At 66.5% G+C, this 23,281-nt stretch carries 22 protein-coding genes, 3 tRNA genes and 1 pseudogene; 17 read left to right on the forward strand and 9 right to left on the reverse strand.

Annotation, left to right across the window (positions count from 1 at the left end):
• Entirely contained in the window at positions 1 to 1,185 is a 1,185-nt protein-coding gene (locus tag RX333_RS10705; RefSeq protein WP_316014932.1) for a M24 family metallopeptidase, read from the forward strand.
• Between the two features lie 3 nt (positions 1,186 to 1,188).
• A complete protein-coding gene (argE, locus tag RX333_RS10710) occupies positions 1,189 to 2,340 on the forward strand; it encodes an acetylornithine deacetylase (protein WP_316014933.1) in 1,152 nt (383 codons plus the stop codon).
• A 12-nt stretch (positions 2,341 to 2,352) separates the two neighbouring features.
• On the opposite strand, the gene RX333_RS10715 is transcribed toward argE, so the two are convergent.
• Positions 2,353 to 5,571 (reverse strand): Hint domain-containing protein, encoded by a 3,219-nt coding sequence (locus tag RX333_RS10715; protein WP_316014934.1) that lies wholly within the window; start codon positions 5,569 to 5,571, stop codon positions 2,353 to 2,355.
• Between the two features lie 110 nt (positions 5,572 to 5,681).
• Between RX333_RS10715 and RX333_RS10720 the strand changes: the two genes are divergently transcribed.
• The 7 genes and pseudogenes from RX333_RS10720 (at position 5,682) to RX333_RS10750 (ending at position 12,650) form a co-directional block, all read left to right on the forward strand.
• Positions 5,682 to 6,542 (forward strand): alpha/beta hydrolase, encoded by an 861-nt coding sequence (locus RX333_RS10720; RefSeq protein WP_316014935.1) that lies wholly within the window; start codon positions 5,682 to 5,684, stop codon positions 6,540 to 6,542.
• Positions 6,543 to 6,615: 73 nt separating this feature from the next.
• Positions 6,616 to 7,077 carry a type II 3-dehydroquinate dehydratase gene (aroQ, locus tag RX333_RS10725; RefSeq protein WP_316014936.1) on the forward strand — a complete coding sequence of 154 codons (462 nt, stop codon included), beginning with the start codon at positions 6,616 to 6,618 and terminating at the stop codon, positions 7,075 to 7,077.
• Between the two features lie 159 nt (positions 7,078 to 7,236).
• Positions 7,237 to 8,340, forward strand: a complete 1,104-nt coding sequence (locus RX333_RS10730) for an ABC transporter ATP-binding protein (RefSeq protein ID WP_316014937.1) — start codon at positions 7,237 to 7,239, stop codon at positions 8,338 to 8,340.
• Between the two features lie 103 nt (positions 8,341 to 8,443).
• The gene (locus RX333_RS10735; RefSeq protein ID WP_316014938.1) at positions 8,444 to 9,556 is read left to right on the forward strand and encodes an extracellular solute-binding protein; all 1,113 of its coding nucleotides are present in this window, start codon (positions 8,444 to 8,446) and stop codon (positions 9,554 to 9,556) included.
• 182 nt (positions 9,557 to 9,738) lie between these two features.
• Positions 9,739 to 11,043, forward strand: a complete 1,305-nt coding sequence (locus RX333_RS10740) for an ABC transporter permease (protein WP_316014939.1) — start codon at positions 9,739 to 9,741, stop codon at positions 11,041 to 11,043.
• Positions 11,044 to 11,073: 30 nt separating this feature from the next.
• Positions 11,074 to 11,931, forward strand: a pseudogene (locus RX333_RS10745) (ABC transporter permease); the annotation flags it as partial.
• Positions 11,928 to 12,650 (forward strand): hypothetical protein, encoded by a 723-nt coding sequence (locus tag RX333_RS10750; protein ID WP_316014940.1) that lies wholly within the window; start codon positions 11,928 to 11,930, stop codon positions 12,648 to 12,650. The pseudogene RX333_RS10745 and the gene RX333_RS10750, both read left to right, overlap by 4 nt.
• Here the strand turns inward: RX333_RS10750 and RX333_RS10755 are convergent.
• The 7 genes from RX333_RS10755 to RX333_RS10785 are packed head-to-tail and all read right to left on the reverse strand — an operon-like array spanning position 12,600 to position 18,813.
• Complete coding sequence (locus RX333_RS10755; protein WP_316014941.1) at positions 12,600 to 13,538, reverse strand: AEC family transporter; 939 nt, start codon at positions 13,536 to 13,538, stop codon at positions 12,600 to 12,602. The two genes, RX333_RS10750 and RX333_RS10755, sit on opposite strands and share 51 nt — an antisense overlap.
• The gene (locus RX333_RS10760) at positions 13,539 to 14,336 is read right to left on the reverse strand and encodes an MBL fold metallo-hydrolase (protein ID WP_316014942.1); all 798 of its coding nucleotides are present in this window, start codon (positions 14,334 to 14,336) and stop codon (positions 13,539 to 13,541) included.
• Positions 14,336 to 15,109 carry a TatD family hydrolase gene (locus RX333_RS10765; protein WP_316014943.1) on the reverse strand — a complete coding sequence of 258 codons (774 nt, stop codon included), beginning with the start codon at positions 15,107 to 15,109 and terminating at the stop codon, positions 14,336 to 14,338. Before RX333_RS10765 ends, RX333_RS10760 begins: the two co-directional genes overlap by 1 nt.
• Before the next feature lie 3 nt (positions 15,110 to 15,112).
• The gene (locus RX333_RS10770) at positions 15,113 to 16,204 is read right to left on the reverse strand and encodes a DNA polymerase III subunit delta' (protein ID WP_316014944.1); all 1,092 of its coding nucleotides are present in this window, start codon (positions 16,202 to 16,204) and stop codon (positions 15,113 to 15,115) included.
• Positions 16,201 to 16,800, reverse strand: a complete 600-nt coding sequence (gene tmk, locus RX333_RS10775; protein WP_316014945.1) for a dTMP kinase — start codon at positions 16,798 to 16,800, stop codon at positions 16,201 to 16,203. Before tmk ends, RX333_RS10770 begins: the two co-directional genes overlap by 4 nt.
• Before the next feature lie 6 nt (positions 16,801 to 16,806).
• Positions 16,807 to 17,946: a D-alanyl-D-alanine carboxypeptidase family protein gene (locus RX333_RS10780; protein WP_316014946.1), complete on the reverse strand. Its 1,140-nt coding sequence runs from the start codon at positions 17,944 to 17,946 to the stop codon at positions 16,807 to 16,809.
• A gap of 30 nt (positions 17,947 to 17,976) precedes the next feature.
• The gene (locus RX333_RS10785; RefSeq protein WP_316014947.1) at positions 17,977 to 18,813 is read right to left on the reverse strand and encodes an SPOR domain-containing protein; all 837 of its coding nucleotides are present in this window, start codon (positions 18,811 to 18,813) and stop codon (positions 17,977 to 17,979) included.
• A 130-nt stretch (positions 18,814 to 18,943) separates the two neighbouring features.
• Between RX333_RS10785 and RX333_RS10790 the strand changes: the two genes are divergently transcribed.
• From RX333_RS10790 to RX333_RS10825, 8 genes are all read left to right on the forward strand, one after another.
• Positions 18,944 to 19,033, forward strand: a tRNA-Ser gene (locus RX333_RS10790).
• A gap of 254 nt (positions 19,034 to 19,287) precedes the next feature.
• Positions 19,288 to 19,548, forward strand: a complete 261-nt coding sequence (locus RX333_RS10795) for a hypothetical protein (protein WP_316014948.1) — start codon at positions 19,288 to 19,290, stop codon at positions 19,546 to 19,548.
• A 33-nt stretch (positions 19,549 to 19,581) separates the two neighbouring features.
• Positions 19,582 to 19,881 (forward strand): type IIL restriction-modification enzyme MmeI, encoded by a 300-nt coding sequence (locus RX333_RS10800; RefSeq protein ID WP_316014949.1) that lies wholly within the window; start codon positions 19,582 to 19,584, stop codon positions 19,879 to 19,881.
• A gap of 50 nt (positions 19,882 to 19,931) precedes the next feature.
• On the forward strand, positions 19,932 to 20,117 hold the full coding sequence (locus tag RX333_RS10805) for a type IIL restriction-modification enzyme MmeI (protein WP_316014950.1): 186 nt from the start codon (positions 19,932 to 19,934) through the stop codon (positions 20,115 to 20,117).
• The gene (locus RX333_RS10810; protein WP_316014951.1) at positions 20,086 to 20,421 is read left to right on the forward strand and encodes a DNA methyltransferase; all 336 of its coding nucleotides are present in this window, start codon (positions 20,086 to 20,088) and stop codon (positions 20,419 to 20,421) included. The genes RX333_RS10805 and RX333_RS10810 overlap by 32 nt, the downstream gene beginning before the upstream one ends.
• 57 nt (positions 20,422 to 20,478) lie before the next feature.
• On the forward strand, positions 20,479 to 20,826 hold the full coding sequence (locus tag RX333_RS10815; RefSeq protein ID WP_316014952.1) for a hypothetical protein: 348 nt from the start codon (positions 20,479 to 20,481) through the stop codon (positions 20,824 to 20,826).
• 1,025 nt (positions 20,827 to 21,851) lie between these two features.
• Positions 21,852 to 22,373, forward strand: a complete 522-nt coding sequence (locus RX333_RS10820; RefSeq protein WP_316014953.1) for an RNA-binding protein — start codon at positions 21,852 to 21,854, stop codon at positions 22,371 to 22,373.
• Between the two features lie 230 nt (positions 22,374 to 22,603).
• A tRNA-Cys gene (locus tag RX333_RS10825) sits at positions 22,604 to 22,677 on the forward strand.
• A gap of 453 nt (positions 22,678 to 23,130) precedes the next feature.
• Here RX333_RS10825 and RX333_RS10830 read toward each other — a convergent pair.
• Positions 23,131 to 23,221, reverse strand: a tRNA-Ser gene (locus RX333_RS10830).
• Positions 23,222 to 23,281: the final 60 nt, after the last annotated feature.

The following is a 23,281-nucleotide window of genomic DNA, read 5'->3' on the forward strand; positions in this document are numbered from 1 at the left end:
ATGAGCGGGTTTCGCGCGCCCTTCACCCCCGAGGAATACCAGCGGCGGCTGCGGCTGACCCGTGCGGCGATGGCGCGCGCGGAGCTCGACGCGATCTTCGTCACCGACCCGTCGAACCAGTCCTGGCTGACCGGCTATGACGGGTGGTCCTTCTACGTGCATCAAGGCGTCCTGCTGACGATGGAGGGCGACCCCGTGTGGTGGGGTCGCCACATGGACATGATGGGCGGGCGGCGCACCTGCTGGATGGGGTGGGAGAACATCCTCGGCTATCCCGACCGCTACGTGCAGTCGACCGAGATCCACCCGATGCAGAACCTCGCCGCACATCTGCGCGAACGGGGGCTGGGCCGGGCAAGGATCGGCGTGGAGATGGAGAACTACTACTACTCCGCCAAGGCGCATGCCGTCCTGACCGCCGAGTTGCCGGAGGTGGACTGGCAGGATGCGACGGCGCTCGTCAACTGGCAGCGGCTGGTAAAGTCGGAGGAGGAGATCGGCTTCATCCGCCGCGCGGCGCGCATCTCGGACAAGGTGGTGGGCGTGGCGCTGGAGCGGGCGGAGCCGGGACTGCGCAAGAACGATCTGGTGGCCGACATCCTGCACGCGGGCATTACGGGCGAGGGAGAGGATTGGGGGGATTACCCCGCGATCCTGCCGCTGACGCCGTCGGGCGCGGATGCGTCGGCGGCGCATCTGACCTGGAACGACGCACCCATGAAGGTCGGGGAGGCGACCTTCTTCGAGTTGTCAGGCTGTTACCGGCGGTATCATGCGCCGCTCTGCCGGACGGTGTTCCTCGGCACGCCGCCGGACGCGATGCGGCGGGCGGAGGCGGCGCAGGTCGAGGGGATCGACGCCGCACTCGATGCCGCGCGGGCGGGCAGCACGACGGGCGATATCGCCAGTGCGTTCATGGCCGTGCTGCACCGGCACGGGCTGACGCGGGAGGGGCGGATGGGCTATCCGGTGGGGTTGAGCTACCCGCCCGACTGGGGTGAGCGGACGGCCTCGATCCGGGTGGAGGACACCACGGTGCTGCAGCCGGGGATGGTGTTCCACTTCATGCCCGCGCTTTGGATGGAGGATTGGGGGTTGGAGACGACCGAGACGATCCTGATCGGCGAGGACGGCCCGGCGGTGCCCTTCGGCACGGTCGCGCGCAAGCTCTTCGCCAAGGGCTGAGTGATGCTGGCGGAGGCGAAGGCGATCCTGGCCGATCTGGTGGCGTTCCCGACGGTGTCGGCGGACGGCAATCTCGACATGATCGCTTATGTCGCGGCGCGGCTGGAGGCGGTTGGGGCGCGGGTCGAGGTTTTGCCGAGCGCGTGCGGAGCGAAGGCCAACCTCTTCGCCACGCTGGGGCCGGAGGGGAATGGGGGGCTGGTGCTGTCGGGTCATTCGGATGTGGTGCCGGTGGCCGATCAGCCGTGGTCGAGCGATCCGTTCCGGGTGGTGGAACGGGACGGGCGGCTCTACGGGCGCGGCACCTGCGACATGAAAGGCTTTCTGGCGGCGGTTCTGGCCATGCTGCCGCGGCTGGCGCAGGCGGCGCGGCATCGGCCGATCCATGTCGCCGTGACCCATGACGAGGAGGTCGGCTGCATCGGCGCGGGACATCTCGTCGAGGCGTTGAGCGCGCGGGGCATCCGGCCCGCGATGGTGCTGGTGGGCGAGCCGACGGAGATGCGTGTCGTCGATGGGCACAAGGGTTGCAACGAGTACACGGTGCGCTTCGATGGGCTGGAGGGACATGGCTCCGCCCCCGATCTGGGTGTGAATGCGGTGGAGTATGCGGTGCGCTACGCCGCGCGGCTGATCGAGTTGCGGGCAGACTTGAAGGCGCGGGCGCCGGAGGGCTGCCCGTTCGACCCGCCCTGGACGACGCTGAACATCGGGGCGCTGCAGGGCGGCAGCGTGCACAACGTCATCGCACCGCGCGCGCGGTGCGATTGGGAGATGCGGCCGGTACAGCCGGGCGATGTGGAATTCGTGAAGGCGGAGCTTACGCGGCTTTGCGAGGAGGATCTGCTGCCCGCGATGCGCGCAGTGCACGCGGGATCGGCCATCGAGACGGAGATCGTCGGCGAAGTGGCTGGGTTGGAGCCCAGGCGGGAAAATGCCGCGCGCGATCTGGTGGCGGGGATCACGGGTGCGAACGGGGCCGACCTCGTGGCCTATGGCACCGAGGCCGGGCTGTTTCAGGGTCTTGGCGCGGATGTCGTGATCTGCGGGCCGGGTTCTATCGAGCAGGCGCACAAGGCGGACGAATTCGTGTCGGTTGCGCAGCTGTCGCGCTGCCTCGATCTGCTGGATGGGATCGCGCGGGTATTCAGATAGCGGTGGCGCGTCTCAGGCGCTGAGGCGGGAGGTAGCCGCCCATTCGCCGCCCCTCAGGGTCTGGCGGGCGGAGGGGCCGTAGCTGGGCGGGCCGGTCACGGCAAGTTCGGGGAACAGCGCGAACAGCTCGGCCCGGTTGGCGGGGTCGAGCGCGCCGAAACTCATCTTGCCGGGGTGGAAGCTCTCGCTCGCGACGCCGTCGGCATAGATGATCTGGTGCCGGTCGAACATCATGTGGACGTACTCGACCTCGCCGCCCTCGACCTGGCGGATGCGATCGCCGTCGATCATGTGGCGCGCGGCGATCAGCATCTCGTCCGCGCCGCAGCGCAGGCGCAGGGCGCTGTCGCGGACGAGCATCCGGTGTTGCGGAGAGACGCGGAGCGTTCGCGTGTTGCCGAGCGTGCCGGGCGCGAATTCGATGGGCGCGAAGGAGCCGGTCGCGGACACGGTCCGCCGCCCGATCCAGCGGATCGGCTGGACACCGCAATCGCGCGTGACGACGAGGTCCCCGACCCGCAGGCTGCGCGCCGCGCGGGGGCCGAGGGGCGTGACGATGTGCGCCTCGCCTGCGAAGCAGACCACGTTCTCGATCTCGCTGAAATTGACGACGGTGCCGTCTTCGAGCGTGAAGCTGCCGGACTCGGAGTCGGCGGGGTCGAAGGCGACATCCGAGAGGCGGAGCCTGCTGCCGTCGGCCGCCGTCAGGCCGCGCAGCAGCAGCGAGTCGATATCGCCGTCGCCCGGATCCTCGCCGCCGGTGATGGTGATCGTGTCGCCGCCGCCATTGGTCGAGGCCCCGTCGATAAAATCGAAGACGTCGTCGCCCAGCCCGCCGCTGAGATTGTCGTTGCCGCCCGCCCCTGCGGAGAAGCTGTCCTGCCCCGCGCCGCCGATGATGAAATGCCGCGCGGCACCGTCGACGAAGCGGTCGTCGCCGTCGCCGAGATTGTAGACCCGCGGCAGGAACGAGCTCTGCCCCGAGGCGTCGAGGCTGTCATCCTGACTCGAGAAGACGAGGCCGTTGACGGAGGTGAAGGTGCCCGCGGCGTTGGTCTGGTCCGAGAAGGTGCCCGCCTCGTCGCCGGTGAAGACGATGTCGACGCCGTGCGAGACCAGCCCCGAGGCGTCGATCGTGTCGTTGCCGCCGCCACCGTCGAAGACGTCGGTGCCGAACGTGTCGGTCAGGATCAGCCGATCGGTATTGTCGCCGCCGCTGAAGCTGTCATTGCCCAGGCCCGCGATGAAGGTGTCGTTGCCCGAGCCGCCCGTTGCGGTGTCATCGCCGTCGCCCGCATCGATGGAGTCGGCCCCGTCGCCGCCCGAGATCAGATCGTCGCCCGCGCCGGTCGTGATCGTGTCGTTGCCCGACAGACCCGAGACGGTGACGTTCTCGGCCGTGGCGGTCGAGTCCCAGATGTCGGCCTGATTGGACAGGACGATGTTCTCGATCTCGCTGAACTGGGAGATATCGGAGGTGCCGCGTTCCTGCGCGGTGCCGGTAAAATTGCCATCGGTATAGTCGGAGATGACGATCTCGACGCCGTTGGTCGTGAGACCCTCGGCACTGAGCGTATCCTGATCCTCGCCGCTGCCTTCGCCGCCACGGATCGTATCGACGCCGAACCCGTCGGAGAGGTTGATGAGGTCGCTCTGGAAGCCGCCATCGACCAAGTCGTCGCCGGTGCCGCCGTCGAGCGTATCCGAACTGCCCGCGCCGTAGAGCGTGTCGTTGCCGGCACCGCCCAACACCGAATCCGCACCTTCGCCGCGGATATTGGTCGTTTCGACCGGGATCGTGAAGTCGCGCGTGCCGAAGGTGAAGCCGGAGTTCACGTTGCGCGCCGTCAGCACCACCTCGATCGTGTCGCGGTTGAGGAAGTCGAGCGCGACCTGGTTCTCCTCCTGCTCCTCGGCGGTAAGTGTGACCTGGTTGTTGGGCCGGGTGCCCGAGAAGGTCCACTCGGTCTCGTCCCCGTTCGCCGAGAAGCTGACGGAGGTGTTGGTCGAGAGCGAGAAGTTCGAGAACTCGGAGGATTTGACCGTCACCCGCTCCACGTCGATGGTCGAGCCGCCGGGCGTCGTCTCGTCGAGATCGCGGAACACGAAGGTACCGTTGACGACGATCAGGTCGCCCGAATTGGCCTGCCCGTCGCCGATCAGGAACTCGATCTTGACGCGTGCCTTGTGCCCGCCCGTGGTGCTGCCGACCGGGCTGAGGATGCCGTCGTTGAGGATGACGAGGTTGGGGTCGGTGGTGTCGTCGTTGTTGAGATCGACCGGCATGCTCGAGGCGCTGCCGTCCGGGGCGAAGGTCTCCACCAGCGTGAAGCGGGCGTCGATGCTGACGCCGTCGGCGGTGACGGCGACGTCCTTGTAGATGATGGATTCGCCGGGCGCCTCGGTTCCCGCGCCGCCATCGGGGCTGCCGGAACTGTCGATGTTGTTGCGGTTGAAGACGAAGCGCGCGACGTCCTGCTGCGGGTTGCGCACCTCGGTCCCGTCGCCGAAGAGCGTGTCGTCCCCGTCGCCGCCGACCACGGTGTCGTCGTTGCGCCCGCCTAGGATCTGGTCGTTGCCCTCTCCGCCGGTCAGGCTGTCATTGCCGCGCCCGCCCTCGAGGCTGTCCTCGCCGAGCCCGCCGGAGATGCTGTCATTGCCCGCGTCGCCGAACAGGCTGTCATTGCCCTCGGCCCCCGAGATCGTGTCCTTACCGTTGCCGCCGCGCAGCGAGTCGTCGCCGCCCTGGCCGAAGATGCTGTCATTGCCGGTCAGGGACGGACCGCCGGCCGCATTGGTCAGGCTCTCGCCCCAGGTGGGCAGGTCGGTGAAGGCTTGGTCGGTGGCGAAGGTCGGCGCGGGGCCGGTCGCCGTCTGTCCCGACGCGGCGGCCTGATCCTCGGGAGAGATGATGTTGAGGAACTCGGTCCCCGAGGGGAAGTCGAGTTGCAGCGTCCAGACCGTTACGGTGGTGCCGCCCGCGGTGGCGTAGTCGGTCTGCGAGGAGATCGTCGCCTTGCCGTTGCGCAGGTAGGTGCCGGTGACGGTGTCGTAGAGATAGCCGATCTGCTGCGTGGAGTCCGAGGTTCCGGTCGACGCGAAGATCGTGTCGTCGTCGGTGACGTGGATTTCGTAGCGCGGGCCGGTGGTCGGGACATCCAGCGACGTGAACGAGCCGTTATAGTTAAGCTCGGCGTCAGTATAGACCGAATAGGTGTAGATATTCGCCATCGGGGCCGCCCTGGGAGATGCGCGCAGTCGAATTCGCGGGCTGGACGCGCCCGCACGGTGGTGAGACCGTATTGGCGTTGGAGCGTTAACAGGTCCGGGGTGCAAATCAAATGAAATCTCCCGTCGGCGCGGAGGCCGAGCGCGTGATCCCGGTGAGCCGCATCACCGATTGGGATGACGCCTATGCGAACGGTGCCCATATCGCGGGTGGTGATGCCTTCCCTGGGATATGGGCTAAGGAGGCGGAGGGCTATCGCGCCAGGATGCGGGCGGAGGGTCGGATGCGGACGCTGCGCCACGGCGACGACCCGCGCGATGAATTGGATCTGTTCATGCCGGAGGGCCCGGCGCGCGGACTCGCCCTGTTCGTGCATGGCGGCTACTGGAAGGCGTTCGACCGCGCGACCTGGTCGCATTTCGCGCAAGGCGCGCTGGCAGGGGGCTTCGCCACCGCCGTTCCGTCCTACCCGCTGGCGCCGGAGGCGCGCATCGGCGCGATCACCCGGTCGATCGCGCGGGCGGTGGCGGTCGCGGCGCAAGAGGTCGCGGGACCGATACAGCTGAGCGGGCACTCGGCGGGCGCGCACCTCGTCACGCGCATGGCGGGACGGGACAGCCCGCTGGCCGCGGACCTGCGCGACCGGATCTCGAACGTGCTGACGATCAGCGGCGTGCACGACCTGCGTCCCCTTCTGCACACGCGCATGGCGGCGGAGTTGCGGCTGGACGCGGAGGAGGCGGCGCGCGAGAGCCCCGCGCTCGACCTGCCGTTGGACCATGTCGCGGTCACGGTCTGCGTCGGTGCCGAGGAGCGGCCCGAGTTCCTGCGCCAGTCGCGGCTGCTGGCCACCCTGTGGGGCGGAGCGGCGGAACGGGTGACGCTGCATGTCGTGCCCGAGCGCCACCATTTCGACGTCATCGACATCCTGCGTGACCCCGATCATCCCGTCATGATCGACTGGCTGGGCTGAAAGATGCGTGCATGGTTGCGCATCGCCGCGAAACCGCGCAGCCTGCGCGGCAAATCGACGAATGGGGTGGCAGATGCCGAGCGTACATGTCCTGAACGGACCCAACCTCAACCTGCTGGGCGAGCGGGAGCCGCAGATCTACGGCGCGGACACGCTCGCCGATCTGGAGGCGCGCTGCAAAGAGGCGGCGCAGGAGGCCGGCGTCACGCTCGCCTTCCACCAGACAAATTCGGAGGGCGGTCTGGTGGAGCTGATCCACGCGGCACGCGCCGAAGGGGCGGCGATCGTCATCAATGCCGCTGCCTATACCCACACCTCGGTCGCGGTGCTCGACGCGCTCAGGACCTGCGACGGGCTGCCCATCATCGAGCTGCACCTGTCCAATCCGCACCGGCGCGAGGCGTTCCGGCACCAGTCCTATGTCGCGTTGGCGGCCGACGGGGTGATCGCGGGTTTCGGGCCCGAGGGCTATTCGATGGCCGTGGCCGCGGCGGCACGTTTGTCGCAATCGCGGGCGGACCGGTCGCAATCGTAGGTTTTTCCGGTCGATTTTCCCGCAGGCTGCCGTGAATGGCCCGGCGATGGCCTCAATTGCAGGGAGCCGCGATCCATCGTTGCATCCTGCAAGCGACGCGTTAGGCTCTCACGAAAGCGCGGCATAGCGAGGCCGCGACGGCAGATCAGGGATGGCGAATTGAGCGACAGCGGAACCAAGGAAGGCTTCGTAACCTTCGACCGGGTGCAGAAGAGCTACGACGGCGAAACGCTCGTGGTGAAGGATCTCAACCTCTCGATCGCGCGGGGCGAGTTCCTGACGATGCTGGGTCCGTCGGGATCGGGAAAGACCACCTGCCTGATGATGCTGGCGGGCTTCGAGAGCGCCACGCATGGCGAGATCAAGCTGGACGGACGCCCCATTAACAACATCCCGCCGCACAAGCGCGGGATCGGCATGGTGTTCCAGAACTACGCGCTGTTCCCGCACATGACAGTGGCCGAGAACCTCGCCTTCCCGCTCGAAGTGCGCAAGATGGGCAAGGACGAGCGCGAGGCGAAGGTGAAGCGCGCGCTCGACATGGTGCAGATGGGGGCCTTCGGCGGACGGCGTCCTGCGCAGCTTTCGGGCGGTCAGCAGCAGCGGATCGCGCTGGCGCGCGCGCTGGTCTTCGACGCGGAACTGGTGCTGATGGACGAGCCGCTGGGCGCGCTCGACAAGCAGCTGCGCGAGCATATGCAGTTCGAGATCAAGCATCTGCACGAGCAACTCGGCATCACCGTGGTCTACGTGACCCACGACCAGGGCGAGGCGCTGACCATGTCCGACCGCGTGGCGGTGTTCAATGACGGGCGCATCCAGCAGCTCGCCCCGCCCGAGGATCTGTACGAGCGACCCGAGAACAGCTTCGTCGCGCAGTTCATCGGCGAGAACAACACGCTGGCGGGCAAGGTCGAGCGCATCGAGAACGGTGTGGCCGAGGTGCGGCTGGGGAGCGGCGAGATCATCGACGCCGCCCCGATCAACGTGAGCAAGCCGGGCGAGGACACGCTGATCTCGATCCGTCCCGAGCGGGTGGAGATCGACCACGCGCGCCTGCCGGCCAACGCGCACACCATCGACGCCGAAGTGCTGGAATGGATCTACATGGGCGATATCTTCCGCACACGGCTTCGTGTCGCGGGCAACGAGGATTTCGTGATAAAATCGCGCAATTCGGGCGATCAGCGCAAGCTGCGGCCGGGCGAGAAGATCAAGATCGGCTGGGCGCCCACGGATGCGCGCGCGCTCGAAGCCGGATGAGATGGCCGCGGGGTCTGCCCCCCGCGGCGGCACCCGCGAGCGACGGCACCCGGACCGACGCCTCGCGGACACGAACCCACAACCGGGCAAACAGGGAAATCACATGAAACTCAAGACTTTGATGATCGGCGCAACCTCCGCGATGGCATTGTCCGGCGCGGCCTATGCCGAAGCGCACATGGCCGACAGCCTGACCGTCGTCAGCTGGGGCGGTGCCTACCAGAACTCGCAGCAGAAAGCCTATTCCGAGCCGTACGCGGCCGAGACCGGCGTGTCCTTCACCTGGGACGAGTCCTCGGCGGAAGCTGTGGCGCGCCTGCGCGCGATGGCCGAGGCCGACAACATCACCTGGGACGTGGTGGACGTGGTCGCGGCGGACGCGATGCGTCTCTGCGACGAAGGCCTCGCCATGGAGATCGACCATGACGAGATGCTGGCCGACGGCGACGACGGCTCGACCGCGTCCGAGGATTTCGGCGACCTGATCGTCTCCGACTGCTTCGTGCCGCAGATCGTCTACTCCACCACCTTCGGCTACCGCACGGATGTGGAAGAGTGGAACGGCGCGACCCCGGACGAGGTCTGCGACGTGTGGAACACCGACGAGTTCCCCGGCCAGCGCGCGCTGGAGCGTCGCCCGATCGCGAACATGGAGTGGGCGCTGATCTGTGACGGCGTGGCGCTGGAGGATGTCTACGACATGCTCGAGACCGAGGAAGGCGTCGCACGCGCCTTCGCCAAGCTCGACGAGATCAAGGACCAGACGATCTGGTGGACCGCCGGTGCGGAGACGCCGCAGCTGCTGGCCGACGGCGAGATCGTCATCGGCTCGACCTACAACGGTCGCCTGTTCTCGGTGATCGAGGAGCAGGACCAGCCGGTCGCGATGCTGTGGGACTACCAGATGTTCGACCTGGACGGCTGGATCATCCCCGCGGGCCTGCCCGAGGAGCGTCAGGCGCGCGCGCTCGACTTCCTGCGCTACGCCACCGACACCCAGCGTCTGGCCGATCAGGCGAAGTACATCGCCTACGGTCCGGCGCGTTCCTCCTCGGCGCCGCTGGTCTCCACCCATGCCGAGCTGGGCATCGAGATGGCACCGCACATGCCGACCGATCCGGCGAACAGCGAGAACACCTTCCTGTTCAACTATGACTGGTGGGCGGACAACCGCGACGATCTGGACGCGCAGTTCCAGGCGTGGCTGCTGCAATAAGGCGGAACGTGCCCCGGACCTGATCCGGGGCCTTCCCCGACCCATCGGTGCCGCGCCTTTCGGGGCGCGGTGCCACACCGCACGCACATCGCGACGGACGACCCCCGGCGGGGCCTTCCTTCCCGATGTGCCCGCGCGGCCCCCGCGCGGACCATCCCATGATCTGACCGGAGCCTGCGCCCATGACCGCAATCGACGCCCCGACCCCGGAAAAGGGTCTCGCCGCAGCCGAGGCGGACGGCCCCGTCCTCGCCGCCGATGGCACGCCGCTGAAGCGGAGCCTGAGCCGCGCGCTGCGGCGGCAGAAGATCCGGGCCTTCCTGCTGGTCGCGCCGCTGCTGCTGTTCATCCTTGTGACCTTCATCATCCCGATCGGCAACATGCTGCTGCGCTCGATCGACAACGACATCGTGTCGAACACGATCCCGCAGACGGTCGTGGCGCTGGAGGATTGGGAATACGACAGCGGCGAGGCACCGGGCGAGCCGGTCTTCGAGGCGCTCTACGAGGACATGCTGGTCGCGACCGAGGCGAAGATCCACACGCGGCTCGGCTCGCGCCTCAACTACGAGCAGTCGGGCATGTCCTCGCTGTTTCGCAAGACCAACGAGCGGCGGCTGGGCCGGTTCGAGGAGGGCGCGCCGCTGGCGCCGCAATTCGCCGATATCGACGAGGACTGGCTGGACCCCGAGGTCTGGTTCACGATCCAGAGCAATTCGGATCCGATCACGGCAGGTTATTTCCTGACGGCGATGGACCTGCGTCGTACGCCCGACGGGATCGAGGCGGTGCCGGAGTTTTCGGCGATCTACGTCAAGCTCTTCGTGCGGACGATCATACTGTCGGTGACGATCACCTTCACCTGCTTCCTGCTGGGCTACCCGATCGCGTGGCTGCTGTCGAACCTGCCCTCGCGCTCGGCCAACCTGCTGTTGATCCTGGTGCTGCTGCCGTTCTGGACCTCGCTGCTGGTGCGGACATCGGCCTGGAAGGTGATCCTGCAACAGCAGGGGGTCATCAACGATCTGCTGGTCTGGATCGGGCTGATCGACAATGCGGGCCGGCTGGCACTGATCAACAACGCGACCGGCACGGTGATCGCGATGACGCATATTCTGCTGCCCTTCATGATCCTGCCGCTCTATTCGGTGATGAAGACCATTCCGCCGAGCTATGTGCGCGCGGCCAAGAGCCTGGGCGCGACCGACTGGACGGCGTTCTGGCGGGTCTATTTCCCGCAGAGCGTGCCGGGCATCGGAGCGGGGGCGATCCTCGTCTTCATCCTCGCCATCGGTTACTACATCACGCCCGAACTGGTGGGCGGAACGGACGGCACGTTCATCTCGAACCGGATCTACTACCACATCTCGTCGAGCCTGAACTGGGGTCTGGCGGCGGCGCTGGCGACGATCCTGCTGGTGCTCGTGCTCGCGCTCTACTGGACCTATGACAAGATCGTCGGCATCGACAACGTGAAGCTGGGGTAAACCATGTCACTTCCCGCATATGCGACCACGGGCCAGAAGGTCTGGTACTACTCCTTCCGCACGATCTGCGGGCTGATCTTCGCCTTCCTGATCCTGCCGATCCTGATCATCATTCCGCTGAGCTTCAACGCCACGGACTTCTTCACCTTCACGCCGGAGATGCTGCGGCTGGACCCGGACGGCTACAGCCTCAAGCACTACCGCGATTTCTTCACCGACAACGGCTGGCAGGCGTCCTTGCGCAACAGCTTCATCATCGCGCCGATCGCGACAATCCTCGCGGTCAGCTTCGGCACACTGGCCGCCATCGGGCTGAGCCAGAGCCACGTGCCGTTCCGCGGTGCGATCATGGCGATCCTGATCTCGCCGATGATCGTGCCGCTGATCATCTCGGCCACGGGGATGTTCTTCTTCTACTCGCAGATGGGCAACTGGATGGAGGACAATCTGGGCCTCAGCCAGAACTTCGTGGGCTATGTGAAGATCGTGCTGGCGCATGCCGCGCTCGGGATCCCGTTCGTCATCATCACGGTGACGGCGACGCTGGTCGGCTTCGACAAGTCGCTGACGCGCGCCTCGGCCAATATGGGGGCGGGGCCGGTGCGGACCTTCTTCAAAGTGCAGATGCCGCTGATCCTGCCCGGCGTGATCTCGGGCGGGCTCTTCGCCTTCATCACCTCCTTCGACGAGGTGGTGGTGGTGATCTTCATCGGCTCGGCCAATCAGCAGACGCTGCCTTGGCAGATGTTCACCGGCCTGCGGGAGCAGATCAGCCCGACGATCCTGGCGGTGGCGACGATTCTGGTGGCCATCTCCGTTCTGCTGCTTACAACTGTAGAATTGTTGCGTCGCCGTTCGGAACGGCTGAGAGGAATGTCTCCGGGATGAAACCCACCCACATCGTTGCCTTTTGCGCCGCGCTGCTTCCCAGCGCGGCGTTTGCCTGTTCGGACGACGGCGTCCTGTTCTTCGACGCCGCGCCGCGGACCAGTATCCTGGTGCTGCCCGACGACCAGCCGCTGAGCGATACGGCAGGCATCACCGTGACCGGTGCCTATACAGGGACCGAGCAGCGCGAGGGGGGCGGGCACTTGCCCGTGGGCTTCCTGCTGCGTGACGGCGAGGTCATCAACCGCAACGGCGCGCGTATGGACGGCGTGCTGCTGGTGGAGGAGGGGCGCGCCACCATCACCCGGCGCGACGAGATCGGCATCGACAGCGCCGGTGGACGCTCCGAGATGGCGGCGCGTGCGGCAGAGGAGGGGCTGAGCCTGCTACAGTCCCACTTGCTGATCGACGAGGGAGAACTGGATTTGCGCGCAGTCGACGGCGCGCCCCGCTTCACCCGGCGGGTGCTGTTCGAGACGGAGGAGGGCCTCGGCCTGTGGCAGAGCGCGCAGCCCCTGACGCTGCACGCCGCGGCGGTCGCCCTGCAACGGGCCTGCGCGCCGGACATGGCGCTGAACCTCGACATGGGGTCCTACGACTATTGCGTGTCGGACGGGCGCTATTGCGGCCTGCTGCGCGAGACGGAGCGGCTGTCGAACCTGATCCGGCTAGAGCGTGGAGAGCGCCCAGAGCCAGACGGAGACGCTGAGAACGGATAGCGCGGTCGAGAGCAGGACCGCGCTCGCCGCGACGCCCTTGGCCCGGTCGTAGAGATTGGCGAAGACATAGGTGTTCACCCCCGGCGCCATCGCCGCCGTCACGACCGCGGCGCGGACGAACTCGATCGGCAGGTCGAAGACGTGGACCGACAGCCCCCAGGCGATCGAGGGGTGCACGATCAGCGACAGCACGCCCACCATCGCCGCCTGCGGGATCTGCGCCGACAGGGTGTAGCGCGTGAGGATGCCGCCCAGACCGAACAGCGCGGCGGGCAGGGCGGCGCGCACCATCAGGTCCACCGCGGCCCAGAGCGGGGAGGGCAGCTCGACCCCCGAGAGGTTCACCGCGAAGCCAAGCGCAAGGCCGATCATCAGCGAGTTGCGGAACATGGCGCGGCCCACCGCCTTGACGGTATGCCCGGCACCCTTTCCGTCGGCACGCACGATCTCCATCGTCGTGATGCCGAGCAGGTAGCAGAAGGGCGCGTGGATCGCGATGATCGCGAAATTGGCGGCGAGGGCGTCGGTGCCGTAGGCGCGCTCCATGATCGGCAGACCCAGCAGCACCGAATTGGAGAACAGTGCGCCGAAGCCGACGGCCACGGACTCGCCTGGACGGCGCTTGAAGATCACCCGCGCTCCGACGACGCCCAGCGCGAAGCAGATCGCGGCGCCGGTGTAGAAGCTGACGAGCAGCCGCCAGTCGAATACCGCGCCCAGATCGAGCCGCGCGAGGGCGGCGAAGAGCAGGCAGGGAATGGCGAAGCCTTGCGTGAAGACCATCAGCCCGTCCGCCGCCGGATCGCTGAACAGCTTGGCTCGCGTCGCGGCATAGCCCGCGCCCACGATCAGGAAGACGGGCAGGACAATCTCGATCAGGCCCAGCATCTAGAGGTCGTACTCGATGCGCAGTCCGTCATGGGCGGGGATGATATGATCGGGCGTGTCGGCGGCGATGGTCGCATAGTCGATGTCGATATGCATGTTGGTCAACACCGCGCGGCGCGGCGCGGCGCGGGCAATCCAGTCGAGCGTCTGTCCGACGTGGCTATGGGTCGGGTGCGGCTTGTAGCGCAGCGCGTCCACCACCCAGCAGTCGAGCCCTTCGATGGCGGCCCAGGCCGCGTCGTTCATCTCGGCCACGTCCGGCAGGTAGGCGAAATCGGCGATGCGCAGGCCCAGCGCGTCGATGCTGCCGTGATTGACCGTGAAGGGCGTGACCTCGACCTCGCCGCCCGCGCCATCGATGCGCAGCGGGCCCGCTATCAGGTTCAGGTCGAGGATCGGCGGGTAGGGGCTGCCCTCGGGGGTCTCGAACGCGTAGCCGAAGCGGTCGAGAAGGGCCTGCCTGCAGGAGGCATCGGCCCAGACCGGCAGGCGCTGGCGGGTGTTGAAGACGATCATGCGCAGGTCGTCGAGCCCGTGGACGTGATCCGCGTGCTCGTGCGTGTAGACCACGGCGTCGAGCGTGCCGACGCCTGCGTCGAGCAGCTGCGCGCGCATGTCGGGCGAGGTGTCGACGAGGATGCGCGTGGTTCCGCCAGCATCCTCCCGCTCGATCAGCAGGGAACAGCGGCGGCGGCGGTTGCGGGGCTCGTCGGGATCGCAGGCGCCCCAGTGTCCGCCGAGGCGCGGCACCCCGCCCGAGGAGCCGCAGCCGAGGATGGTGAAGACCAGCCGGGCCATCAGGCGGCCTTCGGGAACAGGCGCGCGAAATTCGCCTCGGTCGCGGCGGCGAATTCGTCGAGCGTAAGGCCGAAGATCTCCGCACCCGTGGCGGCGGTATGCGCGGTGTAGGCAGGCTCGTTACGCTTGCCGCGATGGGGGACGGGCGCGAGGTAGGGGCTGTCGGTCTCGACCAGGATGCGGTCGAGCGGCGCGGCGGCGAAGATGTCGCGCAAGCTTCCCGATTTGGGGAAGGTCGCGATGCCCGACATGGAGAGGTAGAACCCGAGGTCGAGCGCGGTCTGCGCCAATTCGGCGCCCGAGGAGAAGCAGTGCATGACGCAGTCATAGGCGCCTGCGGTGTGTTCCTCGCTCAGGATGCGGGCCATGTCCTCGTCGGCGTCGCGGCTGTGGATGATGAGAGGCAGGCCGGTGCGGCGGCAGGCCTCGATATGCAGGCGCAGGCTCTGCTGCTGGGCCTCGGCGCTGTCGGCAGTGTAGTGGTAGTCGAGCCCGGTCTCCCCGATCCCGACCATGCGCGGATGGGCGGCGGCGGCGACCAGCTCGTCCACCTCGATCATCGGCTCCTCCGCCACGCGCATCGGGTGGATGCCGTAGGCGAACCAGACCTGCGGATGCGCCTCGGCGATGGCCTGCACGGCGGGCAGGGCGGCGCGCTTGGTGCAGATGCTGACCATGCGGGTGACACCTGCCGCGCTTGCGCGGGCGATGGTCTCGTCCAGCCTGCCCTCGAAATCGGGAAAGTCGAGATGGCAGTGGCTGTCGGTGAGCATGGATTACCTCGCTGACCGGCGCGCGGTCTCGTCGAATGCCAGCAAGGTATCGGTGATGACCTGGGCAGGGTCAAGGTTGACCGCACGCGCATGTGCGACACGCGCGGATGAGCGCTCGGCCAGCTCGGCCCAAGCGAGGGCGGCGGTCTGGTCGGGGGCGAGGCGGGCGAGCATCGCGGCCTCGCCCTGCGCGGCCTCCGGCGGTGGCGAGAGCGTCGCGCCGTGGCGGGCGAGGCGGGTGAGCATCAGCGCGATCAGGCGGACGGTGAGGTCGTAGCGCGTCTCGGCCCCGCGCGCCGCACAGGCTTCCGCCAGCCGGGCGATGGCGCCGCGATCCATGTTGGGGGCGCCCCCGGCGAGCGCGACGAGGGATGCGTAGATCTCCAGCCCGTCATCGGCGAGCATCCGCACCGCCTCGCCTGCCGATCCGACACTGAGCTCGGCGAGGGCCGCGGCCCCTTCGGGCGCGAAGCCCGCATCCATCATGGCGCTGTCGAGCGCTGCAGGGTCGAGTGGGCCGAGGCGCAGTTCGCGACAGCGAGAGCGGATGGTAGGCAGCAGGCGGCCGGGCTGGTGGCAGACCATCAGGAAGACCACACGCTCCGGCGGCTCCTCCAGCAATTTGAGGAGCGCGTTCTGGGCCTGAACGTTGAGGTCGTCCATCGCGTCGACGATGGCGACGCGCCAGCCGCCATCGGCGGCACTCATGGTGAAAAAGGATTTTAGGCGGCGGATCTCCTCGACCGTGATGGCGGTGCGCAGCTTTTTGGTCTTCTCGTCCCACGGCCTGCGGCAAAGGAAGACGCGCGGTTCCCCCAAGGCGGCGATGCGGCGAAAGACCGGGTTGGCGGGATCCATGTAGAGGCCGGAGCCCTCGGGCGCGCCGGAGATCAGCCAGCGGGCGATCCGCCAGGCCAGCGTCGCCTTGCCCACGCCGCGCGGGCCTGTGACGAGCCAGCCGTGGTGCAGGCGGCCGCCGTTCGCGGCGTCGAGAAAAGCATCCTCGGCATGGTGCTGGCCGTGCAGACTCGTGGTCATGCGGGGATGCGGCGCGCCCTCGACGCGATCCGGCTCGGGCAGGGCGTCGTCGCTCATGCGAAATGGCCCGCGATGTCAGCGGCGACGACCTCGACCGGGCGGTCGCCGTCGATCAGGCGGCACCGGTCGGGGAAGGTCGCGGCGATTTCGCGGAAGCCCTCGGCCATGCGGGCCTGCATCGAGAGCCCCATGTCTTCGAACCGGTCCTCGCCGGTCCGGCGGGCAAGGGCACGGCTCAGCGCCGCCTCGGGGTCCATCTCGATGATGAAGGTAAGGTGGGGTTCGATGCCGATCATCTGCGTATGGAGCATGTCCACGGTCTCTCGCAGGTCGCCCCGGCTCATTCCCTGGTAGAGCCGCGTGGAATCGGCGAAGCGATCGCAGATCACCGTCGCGCCGCGGTCGAGCGCGGGGCGGATCGTCCGTTCCACATGGTCCCGGCGCGCGGCGGTGAAGAGCAGGATCTCGGTCTCTGCCGACCAGCGGCCGGGATCACCGCGCAGGACGAGGGCGCGGATCTCCTCCGCGCCCGGAGAGCCGCCCGGCTCCCGCGTCAGGACGACCTCGCGGCCCTGGTCGCGCAGGTGATCGGCCAGCAGGCGCGCCTGCGTGGATTTGCCCGAGCCGTCGATCCCCTCGAAGCTGACGAACACCGCCGCTCAGCCGTCGCCGGTGATCGCGGCGAAGGCCCGGCCCACCATGATGCGGCTGGAGGCGAGGATACGGGTCATCGCGCCCCCCTCGGCCACGTCGGCCCCCGCCAGCAGCGGCACGGTCACGGGACCGATGCCCGGCACCTCGATCTCGAGATCCGCGATGTGGTCGCCCTCGGCCACCGGAGCGGCGATCGGGCCGTCATAGACGACGCGGGCGGTCACGTCCTCGGCCCCGCGCACCGGCATCGTCGCCATCACGTCGCGCGAGGCGACGAGCGGTACGGAAGCCATGTCGCCCAGCCAGATATCCGCCTCGGCAACGGTCTGGCCTTCCTCGTAGAAGGTGGCGTTGTCGAATTCGCGGAAGGCCCAAGCGGCGATGCGCTCGCTCTCGTTCGTGCGCGCTGCGGTGCTGTCGAGCCCGGTGATCATGAACACGACCCGGCGCCCGTCCTGCTCGGCCGAGCCGACGAGGCCGTAGCCTGCTTCCTCGGTATGGCCGGTCTTGAGCCCGTCACCGCCGATCGAGGCGTAGAGCAGCGGGTTGCGGTTGGGCTGGGTGATGCCGTTCCAGGTGAACTCCCGCTCGGCGAAGTAGTGATAGTGCTCGCCGAACTCGGTCAGCATCCGGTCGGCGAGGAAGACGAGGTCGCGCGCGCTCATCCGCTGGTTTTCGTCCGGCCAGCCGGTGGAATTCGCGAAGGTCGAGCCCTCCATCCCCAACTCGCGCGCCCGCGCGGTCATGCGGTCGGCAAAGGCGCTCTCGGACCCGGCCAGATGCTCGGCCACCACGATGCAGGCATCGTTGCCCGACAGGACGACGATGCCGCGGATCAGATCCTCCACCGTCGGGTTGTGGCGGGTTTCGAGGAACATGGTCGAGCCGGGATAGCCATGCGCGTTTTCGCTGACCGGGAAGGTGTCGTCGAGGTCGATGCGGCCCTCCTCGAGTGCCTCGAACAGCATGTTGAGCGTCATCAGCTTTGACATGGAGGCGGGTGGCACCGGCGTATCGGCGTTCTTTTCCATCAGGATCGCGCCGGTCGCGTGGTCGATCACCATCGCCGCGGTGGCGGCGGTGTCGATCGTCTGCGCCCGCAGGGGCAGGGCGGCGATCAGAAGAAGTGTCAGAAGTCGGATCATCATACAGTACATACTCCACTCAGGGCAGGGTCACGGGTTGACCGGCAGCGTGTCGGCAAAGCCCATCTCGCGCAGGCGGGCCTGGACGGCGTCGCGCTCGGCCTCGCTGGCTGCCGGTCCGACCAGCACGCGGGTGAGATTGCCCGACGGCACGAGGCGGACGGTCAGGCCGTCCCGTTCGAGCTCGGCGGCCAGCGCCTCGGCATTCTGTGCGACGCCGAACGTGCCGACCTGGACGAAGGGGCGGTCGATGGGGGCGGCGGGCGGCGTGGCGGCAGGCGCGGGCACCACGGGTTGCGGCGCGACGGCCACCGGCGGGGCGGCAGGCTCCTGCGCGATCGCGACCGGAGGCGTTTGCGGCGGGGTCGCTTCCACCACGTCCTCGGCGGCAGGGTCGGGGTCTGCGGCCGGTTCGGAGGCAGGCGCGGTGGCCTCCACGACCGTGCCGGGGCGCAAGGCGACCACGTCGAGCTCAACCGGCACGCCCGGCTGGATTCCCAGCGCCACCGCCGCATCGGCGGAGATCTGGAAGGGCGGTCCGGCCTGATCGCTGCCCCGGCGGAACAGGGCCGCGGTGATGCTGCGCCCGGTATCGACATCGGTGACGTCGACCCGCTCGGCCCCCGTGGCGGCGGGGTGTGCGATCCAGGGGCCGCCGAGCGATGGTCCGCCGTCCCAGGCGCCCAGCGCGCGCTGCGCGAACACGTCGGGCCGCGGCACGAGGCCTGCACTCGACATCTGCTGGGGTGTGCTCGCCGGCGCGGCGGCCGGTGTCGCGGCCGGTCCCGACGCGGCCATCTGCTCGCACCCCGAGAGCGCCACGACGGCCACCGCCGCAGCCACATGCCAGCAAGACATTCCGCCCATCATGCCGATATCCTCATCTGCCCGCGGCTTTCTGTCGAAGCCTTGTCTGCGTCGAAACTACCGCAAGCGCCCGCACATGAAAAGACTGCCGCTGGACCTGCCCAACCCGACGGGCTAGAGACCGATCGACGGAGGTGTGGCCGAGCGGTTTAAGGCACCGGTCTTGAAAACCGGCGTGCGTGAGAGCGTACCGTGGGTTCGAATCCCACCGCCTCCGCCAACCCGTCGCAAATCCATCGCGAAGATCCGTGGGGGGAGCGGTCCTGTGGCCCTGCGCCAAACCGGGATCGCCAGTCGCGAAACCGGCTCGCGAGGACGTGAAGCGCCTTGCCTACCGTGAGGCGATGGCGGAGCCGACGAGAGATTGCGAATGACGACCGATGTTGACGGGTTCATCGCGCGTTGGAGCGCCTCGGGCGGCAATGAGATGGCGAATTTCCAGAGTTTCGCGGGCGAGTTTACGCCCTCCTGGATGTGGAGCCGGTCGCGGACGCGGACGGCGCGAATGACGAATACCGGTTCGAGCAGCCCGTCACCTTCACCCATACCGGACGGCAGCGGCGCGGGCGGATCGACCTCTACCGTCGGGACTGCTTCGTGCTGGAAGCCAAGCAGGGGATCGCAGGAGAACCGGCCGACGAGCGGCAGCTTGCCCTGATCCCCGATGCGCAGGCCCCGAGGCAAACGGGCCACGGGCAGCGGGACAGCCGCGCCTTCGACGGGGCGATGTTCTAGGCGCGCGACCAGGCCGACAGCTACGCCCGCGCCGTGTCGAAGGAGGACGGTTGGCCGCACTTCCTCATGGTCGTGGACGTGGGCCACACGATCGAGCTCTATGCCGACTTCTCGCGCCAAGGCCAGGGCTATCACCAGTTTCCGGACGGCAGCCGCTTCCGCATCTCGATGGAGGATCTGCGCCGCGAGAAGACGCGCGAGCTCTTGCGCACCATCTGGACCGATCCGCTCAGCCTCGACCCCGCGCTGCGCTCGGCCGAGGTCACGCGGGAGATCGCGCATCACCTCGCCGCGCTCGGCCGCAGTTTCGAGGGGCAGGGGCACGAGCCGTAGACCGTCGCCCTCTTCCTGATGCGCTGCCCCTTCGCGATGTTGCCGAGGATGTGGAACTCGGCCTGCTGATCGAGGCGGTGGAGGCCGATTGGCGGGAGATCGAGCCCGCGATCTTCGGCACCCTGCTCGAACGCGCGCTCAACCCGCGCGAGCGGCACAAGCTCGGCGCGCATTACACCCCCCCGCGCCTATGTCGAGCGGCTGGTGACGCCGACGGTCGTCGAGCCGCTGCGTGACGACTGGCGCGACGTGCAAACCGCGGTGCAGCGCCTGCTGGCCGACGGCAAGCCCGACGATGCGCGCGAAACCGCCCGCGATTTCCACGTCAAGCTCTGCTCGGTGCGCGTGCTCGACCTTGCCTGCGGCTCGGGCAAATTTCCTCTACATGGCGCTGAAGCGATGAAGCGGCTGGAGGGCGAGGTCGTCACCCTGCTCGACGAGCTGGGAGATACCGCCCCCCTCATCACCGTCGATCCACACCAATTCCTCGGGGTCGAGCTCAATCCTTGGGCCGCCAATGTGGCGGAGCTGGTGCTGTGAATCGGCTTCCCGCAATGGCATTTCCGCACCCACGGCACCGCCGCCCCGTCCGAGCCGGTGTTGAAGGATCTTCGCAACATCCGGCAAGGCGACGCGGTGCTCGACTGGTTCACGTGCACGCCGCGGCTGGCTGCGGACAGCACGTCCGTGACCCGCTGGGACGGGCGCACGACGCGGCACCACCCGGTGACGGGCGAGGAGGTGCCGGACCCCGACGCCCGCATCCCGGTCTACGACTTTGCCGAGCCGACGCACGCGACCTGGCCCGAGGCGGTGTTCATCGTCGGCAATCCACCCATCATCGGGGACAAGCGGTTGCACAAGGCACTGGGTGATGGCTACGTTGACGCCTTGCATGTATCCTATAGGAAGATGCCGCGAAACGTTAAACTCGTGATGTGCTAGTCGAGGAAGCTGAAATAGACACCCGTAAAAATAATAATATGGCTTAATTTTTCAAAGGATTTATCAAAATATGAAAATTTCTCGATACTTTATAGCCATATTTTTATTTATGAACACAATTCATGTGGGCGTAGCATACGGAGCCGATCAGCTTCAGTTTCCGATTTTCTGTCAATATCAGGAACAAGGAAACCTTGATAATCAAGTTGAATTAATAAGGGAGAGGTTGCTCCCTGCTGGAACATATATCCACCTCTCTAGCTTCGAGAATTTTCAACGGGACCAAATTTGCGTTATCGAGGGTGGCTACGAAATAGATTTGTCTTTAATTGACGAGCGTCAGGTCCGGACTTTTATTGAGCATAGCGATAGTGTAGGATATCGATCGACGATAGTGAGAAATTCAAATCTAAATATTATAGTAATACTATACAATAGTGAAAGGCAAAATTTTTTAGAATTGGATTATATTATCGATAATATGATATTATTTATAACTACCGGAAAAAAACTTAAAATTCTATTTCGTATATAGTATTTTAGCTTGGAGCATTCTAGAGGCGACACAAACGGAAATTATCAAGATGATGTCTTCGTTTAAAAAAACTTGCGAAAATTTTTATTATTTTTTACTTATAGCAAGGCTCTATTCCTAAATTGCTTTAGCTTTCTTGTCATCAGCTCGATGCGTGCGCGGAAATGGTAAAGAGCCTTCGCGACTGGCGCTGGGATCGCTTTCCGGTTTGACTGGTGCGGGTCGTTCACCCGACGCCAGTCAGCCCTTTTAATATAGGGCTGTCTTTGTGTTAGCTGCCAATTACACTTAACTTGCATAAACCAAGGAGATTACGTCACTGCGGATCATTTGAAAATTAGTAAGTCTTTTCTCTCACTGCCTATTGTCTAACTCTTCTCTTCACGACCTCACCCCCGCGCAGCGCCACCGGCTCGCCGCGCTGGGCGAGAAGCTCGACTCTTATCGCAAGAGGCAGCAGGCGGCGCATCCAAAGTTCACGCTGACCTAGATGCACAACGTGCTCGAAAAGCTGCGCGAGGGCGAGTCGATTGAGGGCCGCGATCGCGCGATCTATCAGGACAGGCTCGTCGGCATCCTCGAGGACCTGCACGACCGGATCGATGCCGCCGTGGCCGACGCCTATGCCTGGCCCCAAGACCTCGCGGGGGAGGACATGCTGTTCCACCTCGTAGACCTCAACCACGAACGGGCGGCGGAGGAGGCAGAGGGCCATGTTCGCTGGCTGCGCCCCGAGTACCAGAACCCCCATGGTAAGGCGGCGCGCAAGGGTGGTACGAAAGACATGGCGCTCGCCCCCAAGGCCATTGCCGACAAGGAGCCGTGGCCCGCCGACCTGCCCGCCCGCATCGCCGCCGTGCGCGTGGCGCTCGCCGAGATGGGCGAGGCCAGCCCCGACCGCATCGCCCGCCGTTTCAAGCGCGTACAGACCAGGCAGGTGCGCCCGCTGCTCGAAAGCCTCGCGGCGCTGGGCCAGGCGGAGCGGGTGGGCGAGGACCTGTACGCCGCCTGACGCGGCAAGGCCGGAGTTCCGGCCCCGATCCGCGGGCCGGGAGGCTGCCGCACCCCGACCGGCGATCCGGCACGGCCGCCCGTTCGGTCTAAGTGATGAGCCGTGCAAGGCAACGAGCGGCGATCATTCGGTCCGGCGAGCCGATCGGAATGCCGAGAGCCCCGACCCACCGAGCGCCCTTGCACGCACAGCAAAGCCGCGCTAGAAGCCCGTCACCACACTGACCCCGAGGCGAGTTGGCGGAGTGGTGACGCAGCGGATTGCAAATCCGTGTACACCGGTTCGATTCCGGTACTCGCCTCCACGACAGCTATAGCATTTCTGTCCAAGCGCCCGAACAGTGCGGGTGCAAGCGTTGCTCGGAAGCGTGTGAGTAACGCGGTGCCCTTGGAAGACTGGCTCCGTTCCAGCATGGGTCTGGTCTGGAGGCTAATTGCCGACAATTTGCGCAGCGCGGGCGTTTTGTGTGCCGATCACGGATGGGATAAGTGGGGTTCGAGAGCGGACGCTCAGTACCCATTGCCAGTTCAGGTGTTGGACGGGCCTTGGCGCGCGGTAGCTGGTCGCGCGATGCGCCGAACGAGAGCGACGCGAGCCATGCGCGGCTGCCATCGAGCGACGGCTTGAGACCTCGCCTTGAACCTTTTAACGAACGAAGGGCGGGGATCGAAGATGACGTTCCGGATTCGCCTCGGCAAATGCGAGCGTAGGAGACAGACCGTCTTGGATGAGCACGAAGGCGCGAGGATGGGGGTAGTGGCGGAGACGAAGGGATTCGAACCCTCGAGACCCTTATGGGGCCTACTCCCTTAGCAGGGGAGCGCCTTCGACCACTCGGCCACGTCTCCGCCGATGGGTGTATGTGCCCGTGGCGCAGGAGACAAGGCGAAAAATCGGGCGCATCGGGA

The sequence above is a fragment of the Roseobacter sp. HKCCA0434 genome, from assembly GCF_032464675.1.
GTDB lineage: Bacteria > Pseudomonadota > Alphaproteobacteria > Rhodobacterales > Rhodobacteraceae > Pontivivens.